12 protein-coding genes are annotated in these 16,614 nt (G+C 61.8%); 6 read left to right on the forward strand and 6 right to left on the reverse strand.

Going from position 1 to position 16,614, the window contains the following annotated elements; translation table 11 throughout:
* Positions 1–113: 113 nt before the first annotated feature.
* From ACGLWX_RS06585 to ACGLWX_RS06600, 4 genes are all read right to left on the reverse strand, one after another.
* Positions 114–4,052, reverse strand: a complete 3,939-nt coding sequence (locus tag ACGLWX_RS06585) for a NahK/ErcS family hybrid sensor histidine kinase/response regulator (RefSeq protein ID WP_396238356.1) — start codon at positions 4,050–4,052, stop codon at positions 114–116.
* A gap of 75 nt (positions 4,053–4,127) precedes the next feature.
* Complete coding sequence (locus ACGLWX_RS06590) at positions 4,128–4,637, reverse strand: hypothetical protein (protein ID WP_252106283.1); 510 nt, start codon at positions 4,635–4,637, stop codon at positions 4,128–4,130.
* A 156-nt stretch (positions 4,638–4,793) separates the two neighbouring features.
* Positions 4,794–6,590, reverse strand: coding sequence for a sodium:solute symporter family protein (locus tag ACGLWX_RS06595; protein WP_396238358.1), 1,797 nt, complete (start codon positions 6,588–6,590; stop codon positions 4,794–4,796).
* Between the two features lie 4 nt (positions 6,591–6,594).
* Entirely contained in the window at positions 6,595–6,858 is a 264-nt protein-coding gene (locus ACGLWX_RS06600; protein ID WP_396238360.1) for a DUF4212 domain-containing protein, read from the reverse strand.
* 665 nt (positions 6,859–7,523) lie between these two features.
* On the opposite strand from ACGLWX_RS06600, the gene ACGLWX_RS06605 reads away from it, so the two are divergent.
* From ACGLWX_RS06605 to ttcA, 3 genes are all read left to right on the forward strand, one after another.
* The gene (locus tag ACGLWX_RS06605; protein ID WP_396238362.1) at positions 7,524–9,338 is read left to right on the forward strand and encodes a putative nucleotidyltransferase substrate binding domain-containing protein; all 1,815 of its coding nucleotides are present in this window, start codon (positions 7,524–7,526) and stop codon (positions 9,336–9,338) included.
* Positions 9,339–9,393: 55 nt separating this feature from the next.
* Entirely contained in the window at positions 9,394–9,990 is a 597-nt protein-coding gene (locus ACGLWX_RS06610) for a DNA polymerase III subunit epsilon (RefSeq protein WP_396238364.1), read from the forward strand.
* An 81-nt stretch (positions 9,991–10,071) separates the two neighbouring features.
* Positions 10,072–10,974, forward strand: coding sequence for a tRNA 2-thiocytidine(32) synthetase TtcA (ttcA, locus tag ACGLWX_RS06615; protein WP_396238366.1), 903 nt, complete (start codon positions 10,072–10,074; stop codon positions 10,972–10,974).
* 10 nt (positions 10,975–10,984) lie between these two features.
* Here the strand turns inward: ttcA and fnr are convergent, their stop codons facing one another.
* Positions 10,985–11,722 (reverse strand): fumarate/nitrate reduction transcriptional regulator Fnr, encoded by a 738-nt coding sequence (fnr, locus tag ACGLWX_RS06620; RefSeq protein WP_252106288.1) that lies wholly within the window; start codon positions 11,720–11,722, stop codon positions 10,985–10,987.
* A 30-nt stretch (positions 11,723–11,752) separates the two neighbouring features.
* Entirely contained in the window at positions 11,753–13,162 is a 1,410-nt protein-coding gene (hemN, locus tag ACGLWX_RS06625; protein ID WP_396238368.1) for an oxygen-independent coproporphyrinogen III oxidase, read from the reverse strand.
* Between the two features lie 400 nt (positions 13,163–13,562).
* Between hemN and ACGLWX_RS06630 the strand changes: the two genes are divergently transcribed.
* The 3 genes from ACGLWX_RS06630 to ACGLWX_RS06640 are packed head-to-tail and all read left to right on the forward strand — an operon-like array spanning position 13,563 to position 16,610.
* Positions 13,563–14,513, forward strand: a complete 951-nt coding sequence (locus tag ACGLWX_RS06630; protein WP_396238370.1) for a tripartite tricarboxylate transporter substrate binding protein — start codon at positions 13,563–13,565, stop codon at positions 14,511–14,513.
* A 29-nt stretch (positions 14,514–14,542) separates the two neighbouring features.
* On the forward strand, positions 14,543–15,040 hold the full coding sequence (locus ACGLWX_RS06635) for a tripartite tricarboxylate transporter TctB family protein (RefSeq protein ID WP_396238372.1): 498 nt from the start codon (positions 14,543–14,545) through the stop codon (positions 15,038–15,040).
* Between the two features lie 10 nt (positions 15,041–15,050).
* Positions 15,051–16,610, forward strand: coding sequence for a tripartite tricarboxylate transporter permease (locus tag ACGLWX_RS06640; RefSeq protein WP_396238374.1), 1,560 nt, complete (start codon positions 15,051–15,053; stop codon positions 16,608–16,610).
* The last annotated feature ends 4 nt before the right edge of the window (positions 16,611–16,614 follow it).

Here is a 16,614-nt window from a genome sequence, read left to right on the forward strand (position 1 = left end):
CGCGGGGCGCTATGAATACCTCCCTGTACGCTACTTTCGCCATCCCTGGCGAAAAACCCCCGCTACGGGCCGCTCGGACTCGCTACCTTTTGCCTGCTCGCAACTTTTGGTCTTCAATCTCTGGCTCGACTCGCCTGCAGCGTCCGCGTCAGAAGCGCTCTGAGCGCCGCGGGTTTGACCGGCTTTAACAGCAGCTGATAGCCCGAGCGCTTGATCAGCTCCGCCACCTCTTCGGTGCGATCGGCGGTAATGACGATGCCCGGTACCGCGCCGATCAGCCGCTCGGAGAGCGCCTCCAGCGCCATCAGGCCGGTCACTTCGTTATCCAAGTGGTAGTCCGCCAGAATCGCGTCCGGGTCGCCGTCCATGTTACGCAAGATAGACTTCGCCCCGCCGATACTGGTGGCGGTGAACACCTCGCACCCCCAGCCACCGAGCATCGCGCTCATGCCCTCGAGAATCAGCGTTTCGTTGTCGATACACACGATCCGCGCGCCGGCGAGCTTGTTGCCGCCGCGCCGGGCGGGTGCCTCGCTGGTCTCCGGCACGGCTTCCCTGGCGGCCACGACCGGCACGCTCACCGAGAACACCGTGGCCACACCCGGCCAGGAGCGCACTTTGATCGGGTGATCCAGTACCCGGCTCATTCGGTCGGCGATCGAAAGCCCGAGCCCCAGGCCTTTTTCGCTCTCCTTGTGGCGCGTGACCTGATCGAGGCGGCGAAACTCCTGGAAGATCTCGGTGAGCTTGGACTCGGGAATGCCCGGGCCGCTGTCCCACACCTCGATGTTGATCCGCTCGCCCTGGCGGCGACAGCCCAGCAGCACGCGACCCTGCTGGGTATAGCGCAGCGCGTTTGAGAGAAAATTCTGCACGATCCTTCTGAGCATCTGCGGGTCGGAGTCGACCCAAAGCGTGGTGGCTACCACCTTCAAATCCAGGCCCCGCTCATCGGCCATCACATCGAACTCGGCGCGCAGCGGGCGCACGATGTCCGCCAGCGCAAAGTGGCTGCGCCGCGGGGTGAGGGCGCCGGCGTCGAGCTTGGAGATGTCCAGCAGGGTGCCCAAGAGCTCCTCGGCGGCCTGCAGCGAGTTGTCGATATGGCCGATGGTGCGCTGGGTGGTGCTTTCGGATTCGTTTTGCATCAGCGCCGAGGTGAACAGGCGCGCGGCGTTCAACGGCTGCAGCAGGTCGTGGCTCGCCGCGGCCAGAAAGCGCGTCTTCGAGGCGTTGGCGTCCTCGGCGACCTGCTTTGCCTGGCGCAGCGCCTGCTCCGCTTCGGCGCGCACGCGGTTCTCTTGGCGCAGCGCCGCGTTGGCCTTGGAAAGCGCTTGGGTGCGCTCGCGCACGCGCTCCTCGAGCGTCTCGTTGGTCTCCTTGAGCGCAATCTCCGCCTGGCGGCGCTCGGTGATGTCCTGGTAGAGCGCGAAGAAGCCTAGAATCGCTTGGCTGTCGCCGAAGTGGGGCGTGTAGGTCACCAGCATGTAGCGCATGCTCGATTCCACCCGCATCGACACCTCGAAGCTGACCCGCTCACCGCCCAGCGCCCGGCGTACCCACGGAATGCGCTCCTCGGCCTGTTTGACCGGCAGCACGTCCTCGAAGCGCTTGCCGATCACCGCGTTGCGGTCGATGCTAAACGCCTGCTCGTAGGCGCGGTTGGTAAAAAGATACCGGCTCTCCTTGTCGAAGTAGGCGATCAGCGCCGGCACGTTGTCGGTGTAGATACGGATGTTGTTTTCCGAGCGGATCAGCGCCTCTTCGATGCGCTTTTGCTGGGTGATGTCCTGGTAGGTGTAGACGAAGCCGCCCCCGGGCATCGGCGTGCCCTGCACCTCCAGTACGCTTCCGTCCTGGCGGTAGCGCACGTAGCGGTGGGGCTGGCCCTTGCGAATATTGGCCATCAATAGCTCGACGTGCTCTTCCGGGTCGCCGGGGCCGTACTCGCCGTTGTGGGCGTTGTAGCGAAAGATGCGATCGATCGGGGCACTGACGCGGATCAGATGGTCGGGAAAGCGGAAAAGCTCCAGATAGCGCTGGTTCCACACCACCAGGCGCAGGTTCTGATCCACCACGCTGATGCCCTGATTGATGTTCTCGATGGTCGCCTGCAAAAGCGCGCGGTTGAACTCCAGTACCTGGGAGGCCTCGTCGACGATCGAGATAACGTCCGAGATCCCGATGCCGCGGCCCTGCAGCGCCGAGTTCACCACGATGCGCGCCGATGACGCGCCAAGCACCGAGGCCAAAAAGCGCTCGGTGAACTGGATCACGTCGATTGAAGCGCGAGTGCCGTTGTCCAGCGGCTTGCCAGCGCGCTGGGCGTAGTCCTCGAAGGCGCGCTCGACCTGGCCGGCGCCGAGAAAGCGCTCGCACAGCACTTTCAGATCGCCCACCGTGGTCGCCCCGGTCCAGGGGCGGTTGACCGAGGTCTGGCGGGTCTCGACGCTGTCGACGAACAGCGAGGCCTGAATACGCTCGACCACCCGCTGGGAGCTCACTTGAGAGACGAAGATGTAGCAAAAGAGATTCACCCCGAGCGAGAGCATCACGCCGTGGGTGAAGCTGTCGCCCAGGTTCAGCCCGAAAAGCGCCACCGGCGAGAGCCAGGCGATACCCAGCGGCCCGCCGGCAAGCCAGGCTTCTGGCAGCACGCCGGCGTTGATCATCGCCGGCATCAACAGGCTATACGCCCAGATCGCAAAGCCCGCGTTCATGCCCACGATCACGCCCAAACGGTTGCCGCGCTTCCAGTAGAGTCCGCCGATCACCGCCGGGGCGAACTGCGCGGCGGCGGCAAAGGAGAGCATGCCGATCGAGGCCAGCGACGTGAATTCGACGATCAGCTGGTAAAACCCGTAGGCCAGCGCCAAAACGGCAACAATGGTTAAGCGACGGGCGCGCAGTACCAGCCGGCCGTAGTCGCGGGCCTTGGTATCGAACCAGCGCAGCCGGAACAGCGCGGGAATGACGATCTCGTTGGAGATCATGATCGACACCGCCACCGCCGCCACGATCACCATGCCCGTGGCCGCCGAGAAGCCGCCGATGAAGGTCAAGAGCGTTAGCCACGTGTGGCCGGAGGTCATGGCCAGCGACAGCACGTAGGTGTCCGGCTCGACGCCGGTGTCCGAGAACAGATAGAGCCCGGCGGCGGCCAGCGGCACCACGAAAAAGGCGAAGACCAGCAGGTAGAGCGGAAACAGCCAGCGCGCCTTGTTGGCATCGTCCGGGTGAATGTTTTCGACCACCGCGACGTGGAATTGGCGCGGCAGGCAGAGAATCGCCAGCATCGCCAAAAGCGTTTGCGCCCAAAAGCTTTGGCCGAAATCCTGGTTGGCGAGCTGGCGCTGAAGCGCCAGCTCGCTCTCGGCATGGCTCATCAAGGTCCCAAGACCGTCGAACATCCCCCAGGTAACGAAGGCGCCGAGCACTACGAAGGCGAAGAGCTTGACCAGAGACTCGAAGGCCACGGCATGGATCAGCCCTTCGTGGTGCTCGGTGGCATCGGTATGGCGGGTGCCGAACAAAATCGCGAACACCGCCATGACGATGGCCACGTAAAAGGCGGTGTCGTTAAAAAGCGCCCCGGACGGGGCGTTGTTTTCGGTCAGCACGCTGAACGTGGTGGAAACGGCTTTTAGCTGGAGCGCGATATAGGGCAGGGTGCCGACCAGCGCTACCAGGCTTGCGAAAGCGGCCAGCGACTGGGTCTTGCCGTAGCGCGAGGCGATGAAGTCGGCGATCGAGGTAACGTTTTGGTGCTTGGCCACGCGGATCATCTTGGCCAGCACCGGCCAGAAGAGCAGAAAGGTTAGAATCGGGCCGACGAAAATACTCGCAAACGACCAGCCCGCGGTGGCTGCCTGGCCTACCGCGCCGTAAAACGTCCAGGAGGTGCAGTAGATGGCCAGCGCCAGACTGTAGATGAACGGTCGGCGGCGGCTGGCGCCTCGGGTGCGCGCCCGGCGGTCGCCAAACCAGGCGATGCCGAACAGCACCGCAATGTAGAGTAACGAAACCGCAACGAGAAGCCCGCCGTGAAACATGCCTGTCTCCTGCCGTAAGCCCGTTCCCGGGCCTGCCTGTAGAGCCGCCCAGTTTAAGTCAAATACGCCAAAGCGTCAGGCAGTTGCGCCGTTGCAGGCGCTTTGCAGCAGCGTGGAGTCGGCGCGCAGGGTGCGAATGCCGTCGAGATCCGGTTCGCGGCGCTCGGCCGCCACCGGTACCAGCTCGCGGCTTTGGCAGTTGAGAACGTAGGCTTGAGGGATAACCAGGTCGGTGTAGTGGCGCTCGAAGTGATAGAGCATGAACTCGGCCACGTCGCCGCTGCGCGAGAGGCTTTCGCGGTCGAGCACGCTAAACTGCGTGGTCATCGGAAACACGAAGGTCCAGGGGCGCCAGATTTCGGTGCCGGTGGCGCTGTCCACGACCTCGGTGGAGGGGGGCAGCTGCGCCTTTTTATGCTCGAACCAGCTGTACTCCACGTGAATTTGATAGCCGAGCATGCCAAGCCCCGCCATGACTGGCACGATCCATTTGGGCAGCCGGTTGCCCGTGGCCTTGCGCAGAATCAAGCCGATGCCCGCCGCGGCCAGCGCCGCGAACACCGCCGCAATCAAGTGCCAAATCATAAAGAAGTTCCCAGGGTTGGTTGAAGCGCACGTTGGTGAGCGTAGAAGGTAATCAAAACAATACGGGCTTCCCGTGGGAAGCCCGCTTGCACGCATTGTAGTGAAGCCCGGCTATAAAGCCCGATCGCAAGACCGGGGGCCGGCTTCGATTATGGCTTAGTGGTCAACGGCAATACCAGCCCCTTTCGGGTAGCGCACGCTTTCGACCAGCTCCTGGATTTCGCGCGGCGGCGCAGCGGTGACGCTGGAGACCGCGAAGGCGACGGCGAAGTTGATCATCGCACCCACCGCACCGAAGGAAAGCGGCGAGATACCGATGAACCAGTTATCCGGCGTGTTGGCCAGCATGTTGGTGCCGGGAATGAAGAACCAGCCAAGGTAGGTGAAGATGTAGAGAAGCGTGGCCACCAGGCCCGCTAGCATGCCGCAGATCGCGCCGGTGCTGTTCATGCGGGTGGAGAAGATGCCCATCATCAACACCGGGAACAGCGACGCCGCGGCGATACCGAAGGCCAGTGCCACCGTTTGCGCCGCAAATCCGGGCGGATTCAGCCCCAGATAGGTGGCCAGGAGGATCGCACCGCCCATCGAGATCCGCGCGGCAAGCATCTCATTTTTCTCCGAGATGTTCGGGTTGATCGTGTTCTTGATCAGGTCGTGGCTGATGGCCGACGAGATCGCAAGCAGAAGCCCCGCCGCCGTGGAGAGCGCGGCGGCGATACCGCCAGCGGCGATCAGGCCGATGACCCAGCCGGGCAGGTTGGCGATTTCCGGGTTGGCGAGTACCAGGATGTCGTTGTTGACGGTCAGCTCGTTGCCGGCCCAGCCGCGACCTTCGGCGGTCTCGGTGAAACCTTCGTTGGTGTCGTTGTAGAACTGGATGCGGCCGTCGTCGTTGGCGTCGTTGTAGACGATCAAACCGGTGTCTTCCCAAGTCTGGAACCAGGCCGGGCGGTCGGCGTAGAGGATCGGCTCGGCGGCAGCGACTTCGTAATCCTCGACCTGGCCGGTCATTTCCGGGTAGACCGTCGTCATCAGGTTAAGCCGCGCCATGGAGGCCACGGCCGGGGCGGTCAGGTACAAAAGCGCGATGAATACCAGCGCCCAGCCCGCGGACCAGCGCGCGTCGGCCACCTTCGGTACGGTGAAAAAGCGGATGATGACGTGGGGAAGACCGGCGGTACCGATCATCAGAGACAGCGTGAACAGCACCATGTTGAGCTTGTTGTCCACATCGGCGGTGTAGTCCTGGAAGCCCAGGGCGTTGACCACATCGTCGAGCTTTTGCAGAAGCGGCACGCCGGACTCGGTGTGGGTGCTGAACATGCCCAACCCAGGAATCGGATTGCCGGTGAGCTGCATGGCGATGAACACCGCCGGAATGGTGTAGGCCACGATCAGCACGATGTACTGCGCCACCTGAGTGTAGGTGATGCCCTTCATGCCGCCGAACACGGCGTAGAGGAATACGATGGCCGCGGCGATCCAAATGCCCCAGGTGCTGGGCACTTCCAGAAAACGCGAGAACGCCACGCCCGCACCGGTCATCTGGCCGATAACGTAGGTGACCGAGGCGATGATCAGACACGCCACCGCCACCACGCGGGCGGTGCGGCTGTAAAAGCGCTCGCCGATGAAGTCCGGCACGGTGAACTTGCCGAACTTGCGCAGGTAGGGCGCGAGCAGCATGGCCAGAATCACGAAGCCACCGGTCCAGCCCATCAGGAAGGTGGAGTTGGCGTAGCCGCCGGAGGCGATCAAACCGGCCATGGAAATGAACGACGCCGCCGACATCCAGTCCGCGGCGGTCGCCATGCCGTTGGTCACCGGATGAACGCCGCCACCGGCGACGTAGAAGTCCTTGGTGGAGCCGGCGCGCGCCCATATTGCGATGCCGATATAGAGCGCGAAGGAGGCGCCGACGAACAGTAAGTTGATGGCAAACTGGCTCATTGGTTTACTCTCCCAGGCCGAATTTCTTGTCGAGCTGATTCATTCTCCAGGCGTAGAAGAAGATCAGCGCGATGAAGGTCAGAATCGAGCCCTGCTGGGCGAACCAGAAGCCCAAATCGGTACCGCCCACGGGAATGGATGCCAACAGCGGGCGAAAGAGTATGGCGCAGCCGTAGGAGACGAACGCCCAAACGACCAAACAGCTAGCGATCAAGCGAACGTTGGCCTTCCAGTAAGCAGCAGCATTGGATTTGTCATCTGCTATCATGGTGCTCTCCATTTATGATTTTAAGGTTGGAAAGTGTCCAAAAGCGGCCGGCGCAAAAGTGCCTGCCGCATCGAGCGTTCAAACGGTTCCCTTCAAAGCGATTTGTATGGCGGGTTATTGCCCGCTACTTTGCGTCAGACACTCCCTCCTCGCCACCTGACGCGATAAGTCGTACGCCCTAAGGCAATGTTATCTTAAAAACTCAGGCTAATACTGGCCAATAAATGGAAAAAAGAAATCCAGACTTTGGTATCACGGACTAAAGGCGCTATTGGCAATCTGCCAAATAACGCTAAATTACTCTATACAATGGCGTTTTAAGGCGCCTTGAGTACGACTTTGGTAAGGAGTCGACGATAGTCTATAAACCGAATTGACCTCCTTTTGAATATTGCTAGTCGATAGTCGTAACTCTTTTTTAGAACGTTTTATTCAAACTCGAGGACCTTTCTAAAAGTACTTTATAGGCGCCGATTTTATAGACTTTAGTAACAAGAGTTAGTCATAAGAACTGGTCTTAAGAGCTGGTCTTAAAAACCAGCCATAAGAACAATCAGCTAACGTTGCACTATCCACGGGTGAACACGTTTTAACCAGCTCGCGCCCATCTTTGAGCTTTTATTGTCGGATCCAGCGCGAGCGTGGCTTTTTTAAGCAGGTGACGCATGATCGAGGTCGATCTTTCAAGGCTGCCGTTTTCCTTGCTCGACGAGGCGGGTAAGGCGCGGGTGCGTGACGGGCTCGATCTCGCCTACTTCGACACCGGTGACGTCATTCTCGACGCCGGCCAGCCCGGCGAAGGCGTTTTCATCATTCATAAGGGCGAGGTCGCCGAGCTCGACCCGGCAGAGCCCAACGCCCAAGCGCGTATCGGCCACTACACCGAAGGCGATTTGTTCGGGGCGATCAGCCTTTTGAACGGCAAGAGCCGCTACCGCTTCGAAGCGGAGCAGGAAACGCTTTGCTACGTGCTGCAAAAGCAGACGTTCAGCGCACTTTGTCAGCACTATCCGGGCTTCGAGGCGTTCTTCAGGGAATCGCTCGCCCACAAGACCAGGCTTTTGGCCGAGCGCCGCGCGGTAGACGGCATCACCATGGCCGGCTTCATGCTGGCGCGGGTGAGTGAGTGCATGCGCGCGCCGCTTTTAGTGGATGCACGGCAGACGCTCGAGCACGCGGTGCATACGCTGCTGGAGCAGCAGGCCGATAGCCTGCTGGTGAGCGCAAAAGGCGGCTACGCCATGGTGACCAAAACGGATCTGCTGCGCGCGTTAGCGGTAGAGAAAACGCCGGCATCGACGCCGCTTAAGGCGCTGACGCCGACGGGGCTGGTCACCGTTACCCCGCAGCAGTACCTGTTCGAGGCGTTGGTGCTGATGACGCGCCACCAAATCGCGCGGGTAGTGGTGATGGACGGCGAAGCGCTCTCCGGGGTCGTCGAGCTGACCGATGTACTGAGTTACTTTTCGAGTCGCAGCTACGTGGTGGGGCTTCAGATCGAAAAGGCCGACGACCTAAAGGCGCTGGCCCAGGCAAGCCGACGCACCCCGGAGCTCGTGCAGGCGCTGATGGCCCAAGGGGTGAAGCTGCGTTTCGTCATGGAGCTTCTGGCGGCGCTCAACGCCCGCATCGTGCACAAGGCCTTCGGCTTTGGCGCGCCGAACGCTCCAACGCAGCGGTGCTGCCTGGTGGTGATGGGCAGCGAAGGCCGCGGCGAGCAAATTCTCAAAACCGACCAAGACAACGCTCTGATTCTCGAGGACGACCCCAGCTGGCCAAATGCTCCAGCGGCGATGGAGGCGCTCACCCACACGCTTGTCGAACTGGGCTACCCGCCTTGCCCGGGCAACATCATGGTCTCCAACCCGGAGTGGGTCGGGAGCGTGGCGACCTGGCAGGCGCGAATCGAACGCTGGGCCGAGCGGCGCGACGGCGACAGCCTCATGAAGCTTGCCATCATGCTCGACGCCCGGGCCGTAGCCGGCAACGCCGAGCTTGCCCGCCGCGTGCGCCAGGCGCTCTATGCGCGCTGCGCCGACGATGAGCTGTTGCTGAGCTATCTGGCGCGGGCGGCGCTGAGTTTTTCCACGCCGCTGACGCTGTTCGGCTCGCTGAAAAAGCGCGAGCACGGCATCGACATCAAAAAGGGCGGTATTTTCCCCATCGTGCACGGCGTGCGCACCATGGCGCTGGAGCGGCGCATCGACGCCGAAAGCACCTTCGAGCGCCTCGAGGCGCTGGTGGCCGACGGACGGCTGGAAAGCCGCTTCGCCGAGGACCTGAGCGAGGCGCTGGCGCTTTTTACCGAGCTCCGTCTGCGCCAGCAGCTGGCGGCCCAAAACGGCCAGGTCGCGTCGGCCAACCACGTAGTGGTGCAGAACCTGTCGTCACTCGAGCGCGATCTGCTGCGCGAGGCGCTGCACATTGTGAAGGAGTTCAAGGCGCGCCTGACCCACCGATACCACCTGGAGTACTCATAGCGGTATGCAATTAACGAATCGACACTTTTCACTAATCAAAGGCTCGCTGCGTGGTTTGTTCAAACGCGAAAGCGACCGCCGACGACTGACTGGTTCGCCCTTCGAGTGGCTGTTTCACCCCTATCTTGGCGAAGAGCTGGTGGCGCTGGCGTTTCGCTTCGCCCCTGCCGACCCGATCCTGAGTGTGGCGGCGGTGGTGTTCAACGAGCGGCGCGTGCAGACCCAAAGCGCTTGGGTGGCAACGCTTGCCGATCGCCACACGGTGGCCAGCCGTGCGCTGCGCCGCCATCAGGTGGAGACGCCGACCCCGGCGCTCATGGCGCCCACGGCGGAAAACATCGCCACGCTTGCCGAATTCATCGGCAATCGCCCGGTGGTGGGGTGGGGGCTTGATCAAACGCTGGGGCCGGTCAACCGGCTGTTCGATAAGCGGCTGGGCTTCGAGCTGCCCAACGCCCAGGTCGATATCGAACGCCTTTATCAGCGCCGTCAAAAGCGCTCGCCGATCGACCCCCGGCTGGCGCCGGATCTCGACCAGGCGCTTCGCCAAGCGCGGCTGGCGCCCCCGGGTGCGGCGTCGCTTCTGGGCGAGGCGAGCGCCTGCGCGCTTTTATACATGCGCCTGACCCGCGACTCAGCGCTAGAAGCGTGAGCGGCGCTCGACGTTATTGGGTGGGGGAGGGAGTCTTGTTAGAATGAGCGCCTTATCCTCATCACCGGCAGTGCGTACATCATGCAGCAACCCGAACATTTCGACCCCGTCGCTTTGGAGGCTGTCGCGTCCAACGGTTCAGCCGACCTTCACGACGTCAAACAGAAGCGCGAATTCAACAAGTTGCAGAAAAGGCTTCGGCGCGAGGTCGGCAACGCCATTCTCGATTACAACATGATCGAGGAAGGCGACCGGGTGATGGTGTGCCTGTCCGGCGGCAAGGACAGCTACACCATGCTCGAGATTCTGCGCAATTTGCAGCGCAACGCCCCGGTGAACTTCTCGCTGGTGGCGGTGAATCTCGATCAGAAACAGCCGGGGTTCCCCGAGCACGTGCTGCCGCGCTACCTGGACGGCCAAGGCGTGGAGTACCACATCCTCGAGCGCGACACCTACTCGGTGGTGAAGGAGAAAACGCCAGAGGGCAAGACCACCTGCGCGCTCTGCTCGCGGCTCAGACGCGGCTCGCTCTACGGCTTTGCCGAAGAGATCGGCGCGACCAAGATCGCGCTGGGCCATCACCGCGAAGACATTCTCGAAACGCTTTTTCTGAATATGTTCTTCGGCGGCACGCTGAAATCCATGCCGCCGAAGCTCTTGTCCGACGACGGCAAGAACATCGTCATCCGCCCGCTTGCCTACTGCAAGGAGGCGGACATTGCCGAGTTCTCGCGGCTGATGGAATTTCCGATCATTCCCTGCAACCTGTGCGGCTCGCAGCCGAACATGCAGCGTCAGAACGTCAAGGCGATGCTGGCCGAGTGGGACAAGAAGTACCCGGGCCGGCTCGAGAGCATGTTCCGCGCGATCACCAACGTCGCCCCTTCACAGCTGGCCGACCGCGCGCTGTTCGACTTTCAGGGCCTGGAAGCCAAACAGGCTGAGCTCAAGGCCGGGCGCATTTCGGCGCTCAATGTGGGCTAGCCAGGCGTTATTACACCGCTTCCTCGTCGGCCAGGGTGATGAGCCTGGCCATATCCAGAATGTTCACTTCCCGCCCGGATACCGCGACCACCTGCTGGCTTTGAAGGCGGCTAAGTATTCGGCTGACCGTCTCCACCGCCAGGCCTAAGTAGTTGCCGATATCTGCCCGCGCCATGGAAAGGCGAAAGCTGTAGGGCGAGTAGCCGCGGCGGCGAAAGCGATCCGAGAGCGTGGTGAGAAAGGTCGCCAGGCGCTGGTCGGCGGTCTTGCGCGAGAGTAGGCGCATCATGCGCCGGTCATCGCGCAGCTCCTTGCTCATGCTGCGATAAAGCTGGGTGCGAAGCTCGGGCAGCTCCTCGGAAAGCGTGTCCAGATGCTTGAAAGGAATTTCGCACACGGTGGTGGTTTCCAGCGCAATCACGCTGCCCGGGTAGGTCTCTTCGTCGATGCCATCAAGGCCCACCAGCTCGCTTGGCAGGTAGAAGTTGGTGAGCTGCTCGAAGCCCGAGCCTTCGCTGGTGATTTGCTTGAGGCTTCCCGAGCGCACCGCAAAGACGCTCGAAAAACGCTCTCCCTGATGAAACAGCGCCTCGCCTTTTTTAAGCGGCGCGCGGCGGCGGATGATCGCGTCGAACTGGCTGACGTCCTCGATCTGCAGCGCCAGCGGCAGGCACAGCGAGCTGAGACTACAGGTCTGACAGCGCGGGGCCTGCAAAAGCGCCGAGCGTTGGCGGGCGGGAGTCGACATTACCATCTCCTTATAAAGCGTACGTGCCCATTATAGGATTTTTGAGTAGCGCTGGGCGAGCGGTGCCGAAAGATGAGCATCGAAAGCCATCGCCAAATGGCGGATCAACAGCCGCCCGATCGGCGTGACGCTCAGCACCGCGCCCGTGCGCTCGATCAGACCGTCACGTTCGGCCTGGGCAAGCCGTGAAAGCGCCTCACTAAAGTAAGCCTCGGCGTCGATATCAAAGCGCTCGCCGATCACAGCCAAATCCAGGCGCATATCGCACATCAGCCGCTCGATCACCGCGCGGCGAATCAGATCGTCCTGGCTTAAGCGAAGCCCCTTGCAGGTCGCCAAGTGCCCACCGTCGAGCGCCGCGGCGTAGTCGTCGAGCTTGACCGGATTCTGGGCATAGACATCGTCGATGCGCGAAATGGCCGATACCCCTAGCCCGATCAGATCGCACTGGGCGTGGCTCGAATAGCCCTGGAAGTTACGCGTCAGCGACCCCTCGCGCTGGGCGACCGCCAGGCTGTCCTCGGGCAGGGCGAAGTGATCCATGCCGATATGCACGTAGCCCGCGCTTGCCAGCATCTCAATGCTTTTACGCAAGATGGCGAGCTTCTCCTCGGCGCCGGGAAGCTCGGCCTCATCGATACGCCGCTGCGGCGCGAAGCGCGCGGGCAGGTGGGCGTAGTTGAAAAGCGACAGCCGGGCCGGGCCCAGCTCGATGACCTGGGAGAGCGTATCGGCAAAGCGGCGCTCGCTCTGGCGCGGAAGGCCATAGATCAAATCCACGTTGAGCGAGCCGAAACCGAGCCGGTGCGCCTCGTCCATCAGCGTTTCGGTCAATTGCCTTGGCTGGACGCGGTTGATCGCCCGCTGCACGTCCGGGTCCAGGTCCTGCACGCCCAGGCTCAGCCGGTTGAAGCCGAGCGACTGCAAATGGCGCAGGGTGAACACGTCCGCCTCGCGCGGGTCGATCTCGATGGCGTAGTCGCGGTGCGGATCGCTGGAGAGCCCGAAGCGTGCATCGAGGCGATCGATCAGATCGCCCATTTGCGACAGCGTCAAAAAGGTCGGCGTGCCGCCGCCCCAGTGAAGCTGCTCGACAGGCCGCGAGGTGTCCACGTGGCGCGCGGCGAGCACCATCTCCCGGTCGAGCCGCGAAAGGTACGGCTCGGCGAGTTGGCGATTCTTCGTGGCGATCTTGTTGCAAGCGCAGTAGAAGCAGATTTTCTCGCAAAACGGGATATGCACGTAGAGCGAGAGCGGGCGGCGGCTTTGGTTGCTGCGCTCGAGTGCCTGGGTGAAATCTTCCGACGTGAAGCCGTCGTGAAAGGCCAGCGCCGTTGGGTAGGAGGTGTAGCGCGGCCCGCTCGTGTCGTAGCGGCGCACAAGCGCCTCGTCCCAGATGGGGGCAAAGGGGGCAGCGGTCACGTGGGCACAGGTCGGCATAGGGGCTCCCGGGCAGAGAAACGAACGCCAGGTTCGTTCGATGGCGGCCTAAAGAGTAACCCGAGGCGTTTGGCGGCTTCTTGCGTCAGGTCAATAAAGCTCGTTCAGCATCAAATAAAGGCGTGACCGTCTTGCCGCAGGTTGCCCACCAGGGCGCTATTGACGCTTCCAATTCCGTTGCCCTATAGTTCGATGTTTTTAAAAATCGATTTTTCTTTCGATAAACGATAAGAAAACGATTGGCGAGACATTTAAAGATAGTGGCGAAAAGATAGTGGCGAGACATTTCCGAACGGATCATCGATCACTGCCTGCTTTGCTCCCGGATCCTGAGTTCCTGCCAACCCCTTGGCCAACTCTTCTAACCGCTCTTAAAACTAACTTATCAGGAAACAAATGCATGAAACTTAAAACGTTGCTGACCCTGTCCGCGCTCTCTGCTGCGATCACTCTGCCCGGCGTGACTTTGGCCGCCGATAGCTACCCGGACCGTCCGATCGAATTTATCGTGCCTTGGGGGCCAGGCGGTGCCAGCGACCTGCTGATGCGTCTGGTAGGGCGCCACTTGGAGCAGGAGCTGGACACGCCGGTGCCGATCATCAACATGCCCGGCGCGAGCGGAACTGTGGGCCTTCGCGAAGCATCGCGCCGCGACCCGGACGGTTACACCATCACCCAGATCCACGAGGGGCTTTTGATGGCGCACCACGCCGGTGTGACCGATCAGAACTGGGATACCTTCGAGCCCGTCGCCATGATGACCAGCGACAACTCGGTGATTCTGGTCAATGCCGATAGCGGTTGGGAAACCCTGGACGACATGCTCGAGGCCGTGCAGGCGAGCCCGGGCGAATACCGTATGGGCGTGACGCTGGGAGGCATTCCGCATCTTTGGGCGGTGCAGTTCGAAAACGCCACCGATACCGAATTTGGCTACGTCGGTTACGAGGGTACCGGTGAGCGCCTGCGCGCGTTGGCCGGCGGTCATATCACCGTGGCGATCGAGGATTATCAGTCGGCGGAAGCCTTTCTCGAAAACGGTGATATGACGGCCCTGGCCGCTGCCACCGACGAGCGTCTGGACGAGCTGCCGGACATTCCCACGCTCAAAGAGCTTGGATATGACCTGGAGTTTCTGGTGACTCGCGGCGTCGTGGTGCCCAAGGGGACACCCGACTCGATCATCGAGACGCTGGAAAGCGCCCTGGAATCCGTGGCAGAAAGCGACGCGTTTGTTAATGACGTGGCCAATGCCGGCGGCACCGTACGTTTCATGAACCGCGCCGACTACACCGACTATCTCGAGCGCAACGACCAGTTCATCGAAGACAACGCCCATCTGCTCGACTAAGGTCGGCCAATACTACATAGGACGACATCATGGAGCGTAAGAACCCCGACGCTGCGCTGCTGCCCACGTTGCAGCTGGCATCGTACGCGGTGTTTGCGGTCGGTGCGCTACTCATGGCTTCGAAGGCCGGCTCATTGCCGGCCTCTCGCTGGGAGCCCATGAGCGCCGGTACCTTCCCGCAACTGGTCTTCTTTTCGATCGCCGTGCTCAGCGGCGCCGCGTTCGTTTTCGAGATCATCAAGCGCGGCATTCCGCGCACCTCGTTCAAGACGGCGTGGCAGCGCTTTGCAGGGCTTCAACGGGTATGGATCAACTTGGCGTTGTTCGTTGCCTACATGGCCGCCATGCCCAAGGCCGGTTTCATCGTCAGCACCTTCTGCTATCTGTTCGCGGCCCAGCTTTATTTGGCGCCCAAGCGCCCGCTGACGGTGGTGATCGCGCTGGGCGTGGCGCTGCTGTTCTCGTTCGGGCCCTACTATCTCTTCGCTGACGTGTTCAGTATCTACCTCCCCCGCGCACGGTGGTAAGGGTGACCTCATGACAGATGCATTTCTCGCCGCCCTGGGGGGCGTCACCGAGCCCTATACGCTGCTGTTGATGGCGATTGCCACCTTTGCTGGCATCATCGCCGCGGCCATTCCCGGCTTCACCATTACCATGGCGATCGTGCTGACGCTGCCGCTCACTTTCTCGATGCCGCCCATGCAGGGCATCGCGGTGATGCTGTCGGTGTACGTGGGGGGCTTGAGCGGCGGGCTGTTCAGCGCGGCGCTGCTAGGTATTCCCGGCACGCCCTCGGCGGTGGCCACCACCTTCGATGCCTTTCCCATGGCGCGAAGCGGCCAGCCCGGTCGCGCGCTCTCCTTGGGTCTGTTCGCCTCGTTCATCGGCTCGCTGATCTCGATTGCGGTACTCATCGTCGCCGCGCCGCCGCTGGCACTGCTGGCGGTGAAGCTCGGCCCTTGGGAGTATTTCGCGCTCATCGTCTTCGCGCTGACGATCATCGCGAGCCTGGTGGGGGATTCGGTCTTGCGTGGGCTGATCGCCGGATTGGTCGGTATCGCCATTGCCACCCTCGGCCCGGACCCGATCATGTCGCGCGAGCGCTTCACTTTCGGTTTTGAGCTCTTGACCGCTGGCATTCCCTTTCTGGTGGTGCTGATCGGAATGTACGCCATGAGCCAGCTGCTCTCCGAGCTCGAGCCGTCACCCGCGCGCCAGGAAGGCGCCTCCGAATCGCTCATCGGCGGTGACATGCGTCCCCACTTGCTGGATGTGATGAAGAGCACGTTACTCAAGCCGGTCAACGTGATTCGCTCATCGCTTCTGGGCGTTTTCATCGGCGCCGTGCCCGGCGCCGGCAGCTCGATCTCCAACCTGGTGGCCTACGACCAGGCCAAGCGCGCCTCCAAGCATCCGGAAAGCTTCGGCAAGGGTGAACCGGAAGGCGTAGTGGCCTCCGAGTCCGGTAATTCGTCCACCGTGGGCGGCAGCCTCATTCCGCTCATCTCGCTGGGGATTCCCGGCTCGCCGGCGGATGCCGTGCTGATGGCGGCGATCATGGTGCACGGTATCAGCGTCGGCCCACGGCTGATTCTCGATCACCCGGATCTGGTCTACAGCATGTTCATTGCCATGGCCGTGGCCTCGGTCTTCATGCTGGTGATCGGCGTGGTGATGATGCGCGCCTTCATGCGTATTCTGAACGTTCCCAAATACATCGTCGTGCCGGTCGTACTGGCATGCTGTGCCATCGGCACCTACACCCTGAACAACCGCTTGTCGGATCTCTACCTGCTGGCGGCGATCGGCTCCATCGGCTATCTGCTCAAGAAGCTTGAGTATCCGTTGGCACCACTGGTACTGGGCGTGGTCCTGGGGCCGATCGCCGAAACCAACTTACGCCGCGCGTTCCAGACCAGCGCCGACTGGACTCTGTTCTTTACTCGTCCTATCTCGGCGCTACTGCTGGCGCTGGCGGTCGTCTCGGTGGTGTACAGCGTTTACGGTTACGTACGCCAGCGCCGGCTAATGGCCCAGCGAACTGCCGAGGCCGAACAGAAAGGTCCTTTCCAGGACAGCGCGTCTCAAGAATGAGGAC

Source organism: Halomonas sp. HMF6819, from assembly GCF_044335525.1.
Classification (GTDB): Bacteria; Pseudomonadota; Gammaproteobacteria; order Pseudomonadales; family Halomonadaceae; genus Vreelandella.

Bases quoted from the DNA above. Each gene is read 5' to 3' on its own strand.
- ACGLWX_RS06590 (WP_252106283.1), bottom strand. From the start codon at position 4,637: ATGATTTGGCACTTGATTGCGGCGGTGTTCGCGGCGCTGGCCGCGGCG.
- ACGLWX_RS06635 (WP_396238372.1), top strand. From the start codon at position 14,543: ATGGAGCGTAAGAACCCCGACGCTGCGCTGCTGCCCACGTTGCAGCTG.
- ACGLWX_RS06585 (WP_396238356.1), bottom strand. From the start codon at position 4,052: ATGTTTCACGGCGGGCTTCTCGTTGCGGTTTCGTTACTCTACATTGCG.
- ACGLWX_RS06605 (WP_396238362.1), top strand. From the start codon at position 7,524: ATGATCGAGGTCGATCTTTCAAGGCTGCCGTTTTCCTTGCTCGACGAG.
- ACGLWX_RS06640 (WP_396238374.1), top strand. From the start codon at position 15,051: ATGACAGATGCATTTCTCGCCGCCCTGGGGGGCGTCACCGAGCCCTAT.
- ACGLWX_RS06630 (WP_396238370.1), top strand. From the start codon at position 13,563: ATGAAACTTAAAACGTTGCTGACCCTGTCCGCGCTCTCTGCTGCGATC.
- ACGLWX_RS06595 (WP_396238358.1), bottom strand. From the start codon at position 6,590: ATGAGCCAGTTTGCCATCAACTTACTGTTCGTCGGCGCCTCCTTCGCG.
- ttcA (WP_396238366.1), top strand. From the start codon at position 10,072: ATGCAGCAACCCGAACATTTCGACCCCGTCGCTTTGGAGGCTGTCGCG.
- ACGLWX_RS06600 (WP_396238360.1), bottom strand. From the start codon at position 6,858: ATGATAGCAGATGACAAATCCAATGCTGCTGCTTACTGGAAGGCCAAC.
- hemN (WP_396238368.1), bottom strand. From the start codon at position 13,162: ATGCCGACCTGTGCCCACGTGACCGCTGCCCCCTTTGCCCCCATCTGG.
- fnr (WP_252106288.1), bottom strand. From the start codon at position 11,722: ATGTCGACTCCCGCCCGCCAACGCTCGGCGCTTTTGCAGGCCCCGCGC.